Source organism: Aeromonas sp. R9-2, from assembly GCF_040908025.1.
Taxonomy (GTDB): Bacteria; Pseudomonadota; Gammaproteobacteria; order Enterobacterales; family Aeromonadaceae; genus Aeromonas; species Aeromonas veronii.
In genome coordinates this window covers 1-11,986 of the sequence record NZ_JBFOCX010000010.1, presented here as the reverse complement: position 1 = coordinate 11,986, position 11,986 = coordinate 1, and the positions used below count along the sequence as shown (strand labels likewise).

Annotated in this window: 13 protein-coding genes and 1 pseudogene; 10 read left to right on the top strand and 4 right to left on the bottom strand. The window is 53.8% G+C overall.

The window, feature by feature from the left end:
• The 6 genes from AB5Y71_RS03065 to AB5Y71_RS03040 all read left to right on the top strand — a co-directional run.
• Positions 1–299, top strand: a 299-nt coding sequence (locus AB5Y71_RS03065; RefSeq protein WP_368170962.1) for a hypothetical protein, incomplete at its 5' end; no start/stop codon positions are given.
• The gene (locus AB5Y71_RS03060; protein ID WP_368170961.1) at positions 296–1,024 is read left to right on the top strand and encodes a type II toxin-antitoxin system RelE/ParE family toxin; all 729 of its coding nucleotides are present in this window, start codon (positions 296–298) and stop codon (positions 1,022–1,024) included. The genes AB5Y71_RS03065 and AB5Y71_RS03060, both read left to right, overlap by 4 nt.
• Positions 1,021–1,182, top strand: a complete 162-nt coding sequence (locus AB5Y71_RS03055; protein WP_368170960.1) for a hypothetical protein — start codon at positions 1,021–1,023, stop codon at positions 1,180–1,182. The genes AB5Y71_RS03060 and AB5Y71_RS03055 overlap by 4 nt, the downstream gene beginning before the upstream one ends.
• A gap of 598 nt (positions 1,183–1,780) precedes the next feature.
• Positions 1,781–2,683, top strand: coding sequence for a hypothetical protein (locus AB5Y71_RS03050; RefSeq protein ID WP_368170959.1), 903 nt, complete (start codon positions 1,781–1,783; stop codon positions 2,681–2,683).
• A gap of 203 nt (positions 2,684–2,886) precedes the next feature.
• Positions 2,887–3,141 carry a hypothetical protein gene (locus AB5Y71_RS03045; protein ID WP_368170958.1) on the top strand — a complete coding sequence of 85 codons (255 nt, stop codon included), beginning with the start codon at positions 2,887–2,889 and terminating at the stop codon, positions 3,139–3,141.
• A 120-nt stretch (positions 3,142–3,261) separates the two neighbouring features.
• Positions 3,262–3,615, top strand: coding sequence for a hypothetical protein (locus AB5Y71_RS03040; RefSeq protein ID WP_201910423.1), 354 nt, complete (start codon positions 3,262–3,264; stop codon positions 3,613–3,615).
• Positions 3,616–3,619: 4 nt separating this feature from the next.
• Here AB5Y71_RS03040 and AB5Y71_RS03035 read toward each other — a convergent pair whose 3' ends face one another.
• Positions 3,620–4,483: a hypothetical protein gene (locus AB5Y71_RS03035; protein WP_368170957.1), complete on the bottom strand. Its 864-nt coding sequence runs from the start codon at positions 4,481–4,483 to the stop codon at positions 3,620–3,622.
• A 736-nt stretch (positions 4,484–5,219) separates the two neighbouring features.
• Here AB5Y71_RS03035 and AB5Y71_RS03030 point away from each other — a divergent pair.
• The 3 genes from AB5Y71_RS03030 to AB5Y71_RS03020 all read left to right on the top strand — a co-directional run bounded on the left by AB5Y71_RS03030 (position 5,220) and on the right by AB5Y71_RS03020 (position 7,513).
• Positions 5,220–6,200, top strand: coding sequence for a sensor domain-containing diguanylate cyclase (locus AB5Y71_RS03030; protein ID WP_201910426.1), 981 nt, complete (start codon positions 5,220–5,222; stop codon positions 6,198–6,200).
• A 128-nt stretch (positions 6,201–6,328) separates the two neighbouring features.
• On the top strand, positions 6,329–6,559 hold the full coding sequence (locus AB5Y71_RS03025; protein WP_201910427.1) for a hypothetical protein: 231 nt from the start codon (positions 6,329–6,331) through the stop codon (positions 6,557–6,559).
• A gap of 162 nt (positions 6,560–6,721) precedes the next feature.
• Entirely contained in the window at positions 6,722–7,513 is a 792-nt protein-coding gene (locus tag AB5Y71_RS03020) for a transporter substrate-binding domain-containing protein (RefSeq protein WP_368170956.1), read from the top strand.
• Here AB5Y71_RS03020 and AB5Y71_RS03015 read toward each other — a convergent pair.
• The 3 genes from AB5Y71_RS03015 to AB5Y71_RS03005 form a co-directional block, all read right to left on the bottom strand.
• Positions 7,510–8,229 carry a PilZ domain-containing protein gene (locus tag AB5Y71_RS03015; protein ID WP_201910429.1) on the bottom strand — a complete coding sequence of 240 codons (720 nt, stop codon included), beginning with the start codon at positions 8,227–8,229 and terminating at the stop codon, positions 7,510–7,512. The two genes, AB5Y71_RS03020 and AB5Y71_RS03015, sit on opposite strands and share 4 nt — an antisense overlap.
• A 110-nt stretch (positions 8,230–8,339) precedes the next feature.
• Complete coding sequence (locus tag AB5Y71_RS03010) at positions 8,340–8,918, bottom strand: recombinase family protein (protein WP_201910430.1); 579 nt, start codon at positions 8,916–8,918, stop codon at positions 8,340–8,342.
• A 181-nt stretch (positions 8,919–9,099) separates the two neighbouring features.
• On the bottom strand, positions 9,100–10,680 hold the full coding sequence (locus tag AB5Y71_RS03005; protein ID WP_368170955.1) for a DUF3369 domain-containing protein: 1,581 nt from the start codon (positions 10,678–10,680) through the stop codon (positions 9,100–9,102).
• Between the two features lie 105 nt (positions 10,681–10,785).
• On the opposite strand from AB5Y71_RS03005, the pseudogene AB5Y71_RS03000 reads away from it, so the two are divergent.
• Positions 10,786–11,953: pseudogene (locus tag AB5Y71_RS03000) on the top strand (IS3-like element ISAeme20 family transposase).
• Positions 11,954–11,986 lie beyond the last annotated feature (33 nt).

The following is an 11,986-nucleotide window of genomic DNA, read 5'->3' as shown; positions in this document are numbered from 1 at the left end:
CAGAAAGAGATAACGCCATGAGAGAAGTCGTCAAAGCCATGTCCCAGCGCGCCGCGCGCGAGGCGCTGGGCTCCCCGGAGAATTTCAACGGCGGGGTCTACGTCACCAAGAACGGCACCCCCGAGCTGTTTATCACCACCGCTGCCGACCGCGCCCAGGAGCTGGCCGATCTGCACCAGGCGCGGGAAGATAAGGCTCTGGTCAAACTGGTAGCGCTGGCCACCCAGGACATTGGCCGCAAAGGTCGCAGTTACAGCGAGGATGAGGCGCTGACCCTGCTGCGGGCGGCCCGTACATGACGCTGCCGGTGCGGGTGACCGCCACCGCCTTGACCTGCCTGCAGGACATCGAGGCATTCAATGCGGTGCACTGCGGGCCCGAGCAGGCCGCCGTCCTGGTGGAGACGTTGCTGACGGAGGCCGTGGCGGCGATCAGTGCCAATGCCCTGCTCTATCGCCAGTGCCCGGCTACCGCTGACTATGGCCTCGATGTGCACGAGCGCATCGATCAGAAGGGCTACCGGGTGCTCTACAGTGTGCAGCCCGATGCGGCCTATATCCTGCTGGTGTTGCACCAGCGCCAAAGCATCGAGGATTGCCCTCTATCGGCATCTGATCTTGCGACAATAACAGAGATGCACCCAATGACCCTTGTTAACCGCCTGAGCCGGTTGTTTGGCGGCGATGCCGCCGAACAAGGCACCTCGCGCCAGACCCGTGGCCTGCAGCTTATCTGTGAGCAGATCCGCCAGCACCTTGCGCAGGGGGGGGATCCTGCCGGTTGGTTGGCGTGGTCTGTCGTCAGAGGATATAGCTCCCCCACCTTGCCCCCTCTCGCGATAGGCGTCTGGGGCAAGCCAAGCAACGAGGCGCTGGCACTGTTTGAGCGGCTGGTGATGATCCACAGCGCACGGCTGCCCCCCCCCCCCCCGCCAACAAGAGTGGGATCCATCAGACTCGCTGATCGCCGCCTTGGTGGAGGACTGCGCCCAGCACCTCAACACTCGGTTGGAGGAAATCAATGAGAACAGGTAACTTGCCCCTGATCGGGGTCGCCGTGGCGGTCTGCCTGTTGGTCGGCTACCCAGGGCAGCCGCGCCGAGAAGCTTGGACGGTAAAACAAGTGGGGGAGCAGTGCCAGCTGATCTCGGGCAAGGGCAGCCCGGTCATTGCCGCGAACTGAAACGAGAACAAAAGGAGTACACAATGCTCAGCAGACGTAAACCCCAAGAACTGGTGATCAGTGAACCTGACATCATCGCCGCACTGGATCATCTTCAAACCTTGCCATATCGGACGCTACTGCCAACGAGCTGGGATCGCTTACGTCTGTTGAATCGCGTTCGAGAAGCCATCGGAACGTGCCCGGAGCGTGATAAGTGCTACCAGGTAGGGAGCCGTCTCTACGCGATCATTCAGCCACTGGGCGTTGATCTCCTTTCCGATGATGACGATGATGGACGGGTGCAAGTCTGTTTGCTGATCAGACCCTGTGGTACGGATCCCACCAGAGTGACAACCCTATGAACGCATGCTGGCGAACCGATGTCATCTCCTCCCGCCAACCAACCAATCCCCAAGCCTCCTGAACACCCGCCCGAGCACCTGCACTGAGTCACCCCCAGCCCCGCATTGCGGGGCTTTTGTTTTCTAGGCCAACAGCCAAAGTGCCAGGGAAAACCGGCTATCGAGAGGGACTGGATCCTCCCCCCTTGCAGCACTGCAATCAGAACGGCCACATCAGGTACAATAGAGGCCCTATTTCGTCCAGGAACGCATCGATGCCCGCCCTTATCCCTGAACTGATCGCAATGGCCAGCGATCCCACCGTCAAAACCACTGATCTGCTGCGCAAGGCATGGGTAGCCGCACGTCAGTTAAAGCAGCCGGAATGGGCAGCCTGGATCAACCATGAGCTGCAGGGCTATCCAGATGGTGTTGAGTTACCGCCGTACCGGTTGCTACGGGGAGAGTTGAAAGTAAAAAATCCCATTCGGGGACTGATCCCGCTTATGTCCGACTCTCCGGGGCTGATCGAATCATTATCAACCTGTCGGTTTGTCAAACCGGTCGGCGAGCTGGAAGTGTTGGCGACCGCTGAGCATGGGATTGTCAGGTATTTATTTCCTCCAAACGTTGCTGCGGAAATTATGGCAATGCAGGGGGATATGCCAATGACACCGGAGGTCGTACTGGCAACCAGCCAACTGCGAGGACTCCTTGAACTGATCAGAGACAAGGTGCTTGGCTGGGCGCTTGACTTGGCTGATGCAGGGATCCAGGGGGAAGGCATGACTTTCACCCCCCAGGAACAGCAGAAGGCCAAGCAGCTAGTGCCGGTGAACATTCATATCGGGGGGAATGCGGCCGGTTTTCAGTTTATGCAGGACTCGCCCGGTGGCCAACAACAGCAGACGGTGACAAGTGCGCAGAAAGAGGCCGCCTTGGCGGCACTGTTGCCGTGGCTGGCGCAGGTGATCGAGCAAGGACAACTGCAGCGGGAAGCGTGTGCGGAGCTGCAGGCCGAGCTGGATACTCTCAAGGCTCAGGCCGCTTCTCCCAACCCCAAGTGGCCGGTGATCGGTGCCGTGGCCGGGAGTGTGAGGGCAATTTTGGAAGGCGCAGGCGGCGGAGTGCTGGCGGCGCAGGCGATGGGGTGGCTGGCCACCTTGACTGACCGGTAGCTGATCGGTATCGGGGGCATGGGTGGGGCTGCGGCCCCGCTTTGCTTTCTGGGCCAACGGCCAAAGTGCCAGGGAAAACCGCTGCTTCTCTGGCCGCGCCGTGGTGCGCAAGGAGGGGCGCAGTGATATGCTCGTTTTGCTGTATTTTTATACAGCGTACAGGCCAGACATGGTGCAAAGTCATATTGAGATGGGGTGATGGTATGTTGGAGGCATTGATGGAGTTGGCAGGTAGGCGGCCATTCCTGCTCGAGGTGATAGCGACATTGCTGATGGGAGGCTTGGTGATCATGCTGATTGAGATTACTCGAGGAGCAGGTCGGGGGGGGTCGTGGGGCCAACGCCTCGTGCTGGTGTGCTCGCTGTTGTTCATCGGTGGGAGGGGGTATTGGGTGATGCATCCCAGCAGCGACGAGGTGCAGCAGTTACAGCAGGAGTTGAATGAATATGGTCTATAGCATGTCGATGACCGGCCAACGCCCCGCATATGCGGGGCTTTTGTTTTCTGGGCCAACGGCCAAAGCCCGCCCCAAATCCGACCCCGGAGCAGCTCTCAACAGGCCCAGCCGCAGGCTCCGGTGACCCATATTCACATCGGTGGGGATGCGACCGGTTTTCAGTTCATGCAGAACTCACCCAAGGGCCAGCAACAGCAAACCGTCTCCTGCGAGCAGAAGGCTGTGGCGCGGGATGCTCTGCAGCTCGAGCCTGACACACTCAAGGTTCAGGGCGCCCCCCAAGCGGAAATGGCCGGTGATCGCAGCGGTGCCGGCAGTCTGCTGGCGGTGCTGGAAGGCGCCGGTGGCTGGGGTGGGGGTGACCGATTTGGTACTGAAGTGGCTGGCCGCCTTGAGTGGCAACTAAACGATATCCGGGGGGCGGCGCAACGGTACCGCGGTGTATGCTGGGTGAACGGTCAAACCCATGGTTAGCGACCTACTGCTGCCGTGATTTGGCCCTCGCTCGCTCCTTCTGTCGAAAGCTCTTGATGTATTCGGCTGTGACCAAGGAGTCTGCGTCGAGCTCTGTGATGCAGTTCAGGATGGTGGCCATGGTGCTGTCAGACAGTCTGAGATTGGATGGAAGTTCGCCGGCGAGTGCGTAGTCATCGAGTTTGGCTTGGAACGCGCGAAGGACGTCGTACTGTGATGGCTTTCTGGATGAGGTGCCTGCCTCCGTTTCCGCATCGTGGGCATACACCTCCGATTGATCCGCATCGCTCGCCAGCTCACTGAGCAGGTCTTCGATGCTTGGCCAATACTTATGCTCATATCTGTGCGTAAGGCGAATAAATTCATCTTGGGGGTACAGGGTATAAAGCGGGTTGTGCTCACCGGCACGATCAAGTAGCGCTGCCAGACCGGTTTCTCTTTCACACCCGAACCCCGCCCGATTGCAGATGTCCTCTCTTTCCCTCAGTAAATCAGTCAAGCGAGTTGCGAGATCCGATATGTCCTCATTGATTTGGATGAGTCTGTCACGTTCTTCTCTGGCCTTGCGCATGTCATCTTCATCCCAGAAGGTGAATGCACTGATCAGCGCGTCTAGAAAGCTCGTCACATACCGTTCCTGGGGGAGCTGTTCGCAGAGTTCTTCATAGACGGGGGCCATGGTCCGGCTTTGCCGGAGCAGCACCCTGACCGTGGTGTTGATGGAGGGCCATATGTTGTGCTCCTCGTTGTATTCTATTTCCTTCCTTAGCATACCTTCACACATTGCGACAGCTTCGCTCCTGCTCTTGGTCATTGGTTCAGTCCCCTTCATTGAGTCCATGCCTATGGTACCTATGGCAGGGTCCATGTCGGTATCTATACGAAAAAACATGCAGAGAGAATAGATACCAAACTATCGCCTACTCCAGTGATCCGTGGCAGTGTCTGCATGACGGGCTGGCTGGCCACCTTGAGCGGTAGCTGATCGATATCGGAGAGCGTGGGCGGTGCTTTTTTCTAGGAAAACGGCCAGAGCAGCGGACGAAATAGGTGAGCTGATAAAGTTGGTGGCGAATGCTAGGCAGGTATCCATTTCCCCTGGGCACTCTGCTCTCCCCCAGCATTCGCCATAACAATCGTTGTGATAAAATGAGTTACTGATTAAATCATACAATCATGATCGCTATGCGCCAATCTCCAAGAAAAAATGATAAACGAGAACAACAGAAGCATGTCGATTCCCTGTTGCGTGATGCCATTGCTCAGTGGCAACTAGAACAACCATCGGCGATGGCTAGCTAAGTTTGGTGGCTGGTCGTTCGAAGGACAAACCCGCTGGTTTTGGAGTATCGTGCCATTCGCAGAAAAGCTAAAGCGCTGGCAAGCACAAGATGATGATTGCAGTACTGCAATTTTCCTCAGCACCGGCTTCAAAGTGCTGGTACAACGCCATTCGTTCCCTCCCGGATTGCTATGCGAGTCCCCAGCCTTCTATTTAGCGTGATCTGTTTAGGCGACAACTATCCTGACACTGGGGGAGGAATACGCATAGGAAGCTGACATACTAGATAGTGTTGTTATGCATACTGTTTGGAGATTTTCCAATGAAGTGTCCCTCCTTCCCAATCAACGAGGTTCTGCGTCTAGAGACGCTGCGTTCGCTAGCACTCCTCGATACCGCATCCGAAGAACGTTTTGATCGCCTGACCCGTATGGCACGGCGCATGTTTGCGGTACCCATCGCTTTGGTCAGTCTGGTGGATGCTGATAGACAGTGGTTTAAGTCTTGTCAGGGGATTGGCGCTAGCGAGACCGGACGCGATATCTCCTTCTGCGGTCATGCTATCCTGGGAACCGAGACCTTTGTCGTGCGTGATGCTGCGCTCGACGCTCGGTTTGCGGATAATCCTCTGGTTACTGGTGAACCTCATATTCGTTTCTACGCCGGTTGCCCACTTCGGGTATCGAATGGCTGTACGCTTGGCACACTTTGTATCATCGATCGTGAGCCCAGGCACCTGGACGATGAAGAGCTGGCTCTGTTTGAAGATCTGGCTGCCATGGTGGTACGTGAGTTGGAGGCTTTGCAACTTTCGACCATCGATGAGCTGACCCAGATATCTAACCGCCGTGGTTTCACCATGCTGGCCGAAAAGAGCCTCCAGCAAGCACATCGGCTCGGACTGATGCTTAGCCTAGTTTATCTGGATATGGATGGATTCAAGCATATCAACGACACATTTGGTCACGATGAAGGAGATCTGGCTCTGCGGGACTTCTCAAACTTGATCCATCACTCTTTTCGGGATGCCGATGTCTATGGGCGCTTGGGAGGAGATGAGTTTGCTGTTTTGTTGGCTGGAGTCAATCAAGCTCAGATCGCTGCAGCGATGGCCCGATTTCACAAAGCTCTGTCCCATCACAATCGATCCGGTAAACGGGGTTATCAACTTGCCTGTAGTGAGGGGATTATTACCTACACGCCTTCGATGCCACCGGTGCTCGAAGATCTTCTCAAGCAAGCTGATTGCCTGATGTATAAGCAAAAAATAGCAAAGCGTTCGGTCAAGGAGAAAGTGAGATAGCTATCCGTAAAAGAGGTGATTTGGCTGAGATATATTAGATAGAGTTGTTGCCGTAATATCTAGGTTGGTGTAAACCGAATCAATCAACTCAAGGTGCTGCGGGCATTATTAAGTCGGAGTTGAGACAGATGTCAGAACTTGAAACCAAGTTAGCAGCCATGGTGTTGCAAGCTAAAGAGTTAGTCGATGCAATGGAAACGGTCAGAAAGGATGCAATCAAGGTGAGAAATGAAGATAGTTATCCTCAACCAGTCGAGCGGATGCTTATACACATGATTGCCGAGGAAGAGGAAAATATGAGAGTGATTGCTCGACATTTGGCTGCATTACACTACATGGTGAGAGGGCAGTTTAAATAAACAAAACTAAATAATAATAGCTTGTCAAGCCGCTGCCTTTCTGTCATGGCACAAGCTACAAAGGGTTATACTTGGTTTTATTTGTCTATATTTGTAGAGGCCATCACAGCAGACAGATTATTCGATATTTTGGGAAGTGGTAATCAGTTAAGGAGAGGCAATATGATAAAATTTACAATTGTTATTGTAATCACTGCACTATTATCTCCAGCAATGGGGGGTACTGCACCTCTTTTTACCCTTCGAGCCTGTTTTGAAAACAGCGACTCATATCCTTGGCTACTTCAAGCTGGCGATGGGCTGGTGCAGCATCACCTCAAGCTGGTCGAGAAGCAACTTGGCATTGAAATCTTGCTTACACCACTCCCTTGGAAGCGTTGCCTTTCGCAGGTCAACAGTGGCCAGATGGATGCTGCTATCAAGGCGAGCTATAGCGCCGAACGGGCCAGAGAGGTTGGTGCCTATCCAATGAAAGGTGATAAGCCTGATCCCGACAAGCGCCTGCTTATCGAGAGCTACAGCCTCTATCAGCTAAAGGGGGGGAATAGTCAGTGGGATGGGATCACTCTCCGGGTCAATGGAGCCGTAGCGGCACAGTCTGGGTTTTCAATCGTAGAGTTCCTGCAGGGTGAGGGGGCTAAAGTGGATGATTCCAGCCGAGAGCCGCTCGTCATATTGAAAAAACTGGTAATGGGGCGGGCGGTTGCCAGTGCTCTGCAGACCGAAGTCGCCGACAGCTTGCTGGCGGCATACTCCGACTTGCAGATGAAGATCGAGCGGTTGGAGCCCGTCCTGATTGAGAAGCCCTACTATCTGGTCTTCTCCCATCCCTTTCAACGGCAGTTCCCACACGAGAGCCAACTTGTTTGGGATGCAATCGAGGATGTGCGCAATTCGCCAGCCTATCAGAGTTATGCTGTCAGGTTCAGACAAACTCATCGGGCCGGGGACTAAGCGTTTTTCCTTGCTATCATTATTTGCCCATTGAACTCCAGATGGTTAAATAATATCTTGCACTGCTCCAACCCTGATTCGTCAAATTTTACGCCATAGACAATAGAATCTAGCAGTTTTCTTTGGTTGCATATTTCCCCACTGATAACCCATCTCTCACTGCCTCTGTCAAAAGGTTCAATAAATATTTGTATGTACTGTTTTATCTTTAATGGTGCGGATAAATAATGAACCTTAAATGCACATCCCTCAACAGAGATATCAATGAGTGTGAGTAAGGTTTTGCATTCTCCAACAAGTAACCAACCATCAAGAGATACGGGGTAGCGAGTCTCCTTACGAATTCGGTTCATCGTAATATATTCAGGGGCTTTTATCGTTAGCAGTGGTGGGTCTGCGCTTACCTTTTCAATGAGCGCATCAAAATAAGCAACTGCGCCAACGCCCTTTTCACATAACACCGAAATGTTGACTTTATACCCGGGTTGACAGGTGGACATCAGTTCGTCAGCGGTGGCTGCGGGGAAGCAAAAGTAAAGACAAGGTTGTCTATCCATGCCTACCAGATATGATGATAGCTTTTTTTTGGAGCCTGTTGGTAAAGTAACCTGAATGCCAGCCATGCTGGCTGGATGAAGGTATAGCAAGATATCTGAACCAATCACTATCTCGCCATTGTCCTTTATTTCTAAAATCCTTTTTTTAATTACATTCATCCTTTATCTCTTTTATATCATCCCTCATATTGGAAATAATAATTCATATTGAACCAGTTGTGGAGTCAAATGGAGTGGCATGCTGCGATTACGCTATTCCTATCTTGTGGTTAAAGGTTGGCAGCACGTACCCGCATCACGGTTTGTCTACTGGTGCCCCATCGCTTGGCAACCGCAGAAACACTTTCTCCTGCTGCCAGGGCATTCAGCACCCCCTGCTTTTCTTCGTCGCTCAGACTGCTTGGTCTGCCCAGCTTCTTGCCCGCCTCTTTGGCTCTCATCAATCCCGCCTGGGTTCGTTCTATCAGCAGGTCTCGCTCGAACTGGGCTACCGCATTCAGCACATTCATGGTCATTGTCCCTGCCGAGCTCGTCAGATCGACCCCTCCCAGCGCCAGGCAGTGGACTCGCACACCTTGCTCCCCCAGCTGCTTTACCGTGGCGCTCACATCCAGCGCATCACGGCCCAGCCTGTCCAGCTTGGTCACGATCAACACATCGCCGGCTTCCATTCGGTCCACCAGTTTGGAGAAGCCGAGCCGCTGGGCCATTGCTGTGCTCCCCGATATCGTCTCTGTCATGATCCGGTGTTTTTCTACCTGGAAGCCGGCGGCTTTGATTTCGGTCAGTTGGTTTTCAGTGGTCTGCCCGGTCGTTGAGACTCGGACATATGCAAATGTGCGTGACATCGGTGTCATTTTGTCCTTATTGGGTGTCCGAAATTATACCCATGTTCAAAAGTGACCACCCATAATTTTTGAATACCCTCCTGACAGCCTGTCCACAAACGATCTATTTCGGGCTATTTCATCCACGTAATGACTACTTCTGACGATGCTGATTAATCCTCATTGTGAGTTTGCTGCATCGCTACAGGCTATACGGTAGCCTGGCATCCTTGACCAACCGTGACAGGGCTGTAACTACTAACGGATCGAACTGAGAACCGGCGCGAGCATTGATATATTCCATTGTTTGCGCCAGTGTCCAAGGCTCCTTGTACGGGCGTTTGCTCAGTAATGCATCGAACACATCGACAACAGCCACAATCCGCGCCGAAAGTGGGATATGCTGGCCTGCCAGCTGTTGTGGGTAGCCCTTGCCATCAAAGTGTTCATGATGACCTCGTGCTATTTCTGCTCCCAACGAGAGATAGCTAGTCCCTTCCACCATATCGGCTGCCTTTTGCAAGATGGTGGCGCCAATGATGGTATGTTGATCCATGATTGCTCGTTCATCGGGCTCAAAGCTCCCCGGCTTGTGCAGAATATTATCCGGGGTTCCCACTTTGCCCACATCGTGGAGGATCGAGGCCATACCGAGCATCTCGACAAACTCAGACGTGAGCAACTCAGGGTAAGCCGCCATTTGCTTCAATTCGGCCACGATGGCATCGGAGAGTTTCTGGACCCGCAGAACATGCTCGCCAGTGTCCGAGTCACGATACTCGGCCAAGGCAGCCAAGGCTACGACCGTGGCTTCCTGAGCGTAAAGAAGCTGGCTGTATAGATAGAGGTTGTCATATGCGGCGGAGATGCGCTGGCAGAAGACATCCAGAAGGTCACGCTCTAGCGGATCGAGGGGCTGGGCTGGGGTGAAGCTCAGTACAAACTCCCGGCCATTTTGGGCGGCGATATAGAGGCAGTCGCGTTGTTCTTCAAAGTGGTGATTGCGAGTAGCCAGCGTTCTTGTCACTGAGTCATGAAGGGCGGGGAAGTCAGCGATGTTGCCCTGCTTGAGCAGGGGGTCATACTCGCCCGTTGCTGCCAGGATCTCCATTTTCTGCTCACCTAGCCGTCGCTCGGCGCAGATTGCGCCTTCAGTGCCTACATCCAGGAGCGCGCTTATCTGCTTGAGTACGCCAGAAGCAAACTCTTTGAGCGAATGGAGATGATAGAGGTCTCCCGCCCCTTCCAGGATCTTGCCAAGGCCCTGTCGACTTTTGTCGATAGCACTCAGGGTTTCGTAAGATCGCAGAGACGCAATAACGGTGGTATATAGCTTTTGCACCGTCAGTTCGGTCTTGGTCTTATAGTCATTGATGTCGTAATCGAGGATCACCTTTTGCTCAGGGGACTGACCGGGCTGGCCGGTTCGCAGCACAATACGAACCAGCGAGTTGGCCATCTCGTTGCGGATCTTGTGCACCAGTTGCAGACCTGCATCGTCTGTTTCCATCACTACATCCAGCAGGATCATAGCAATCCTGGGATTGGCCTTCAGCATGGTGGCGGCTTCGGTACCACTGTAAGCATTGAGCAGCTCGAGCGGACGAGATTTGTACTGAATATTGGAAAGTGCCAAGCGAGTTGCGTGATGAATGTCGGGCTCATCATCGACAATCAGCACCTGCCATGGATTGAGGGTGTGAGGGGGGATAACGTCGTCCTCATCATCCAGGTTAATGATGTCATCATTACGCATGTCGTCCAAGTCTTGGGAACTGCTCATATCGTATTCCTATCCTACACCAATACCGTGTCATAACAGTATGTGAGGTATCCTGATTTTCACAGACAGTCCCGATTGTTACGATGAGACAATCGGGGGTATTGAATGAAATCGAGAGAACACTATTCACCAGAGTTTCGGGCAGAGGCGGTTCGACTGGTATTGGAGCAAGGCCTTGGCCAAGCTGAAGCCGCTAGAAGGTTGGGTATTGCCAAAGGCACACTGAGCAACTGGGTGGTCGCAGCCAAAGGAGGAAAGGATACATCGGCCATTCCCGGAGCGCGTTCTGTCGCCGAGCTGGAGGCTGAAGTGGCCCGGCTACGCAAAGCTCTCGCACAAGCCAACATGGAGCGCGACATCATAAAAAAGGCCGCCGCGTACTTTGCTCAGGAGTCACTGCCAAGTACGCGTGGATAGCCAACCAGCAGGACTTCTATCCCATTTCCGTTATCTGTCGTGTGCTGGAGGTCTCTCGTGCGGGCTTCTACCACTGGCGCCTGCGTCCACCGTCACAGCGCCAACAAGAAGATGAACGACTCAAGGTCGCCATTCGGGCTGCTCACAGCAAGACGCGCCAGACCTATGGCGCAGCGCGTTTACAAGCTGAGTTGGCCGCCGAAGGATTTTACGCTGGGCGGGACCGGATTGGGCGATTGCGCCGTGAAATGGGGTTGTCTTGCAAACAAAAGCGCAAATTCAAGGCGACAACCCATTCTGCTCATTCCCTGCCTGTGGCGGAGAATCTCCTTGGTCAGGTCTTTGCGCCGACGAAGCCCAACGAAGTCTGGACCGGTGATATCACCTATATCGCCACCGACGAAGGCTGGCTTTATCTGGCTGGTCTCAAGGATGTGTTTACCTGTGAGATAGTGGGTTATGCGATGGGAGAGCGAATGACCACCGGGTTGGTCAGTCAGGCGCTGTTTCGGGCTGTGCAGCAGAAGAGGCCACCCGTTGGGCTTATTCATCACACAGACCGTGGCAGTCAGTACTGTGCCAAGGCTTACCGGGCTCTCCAGGTACAATTTGACATGCAGACCTCCATGTCACGCAAGGGGAACTGCTTCGACAATGCCCCGATAGAAAGCTTCTGGGGGTCTCTTAAAAATGAACTGGTTCACCACCATAGATTCAAGACGAGAGCGGAGGCCAAGGCAGCGATTCAGGAATACATAGAGATTTTTACAACCGCCAGCGTCGGCATTCACGACTTGGCAATGTCAGCCCGGCGGAGTTTAACAAGAGGTATTGGAGAACTGCTCAGGCTGCTTGATCCGGGACTGTCCGATCTTGTCAGGACACCTCA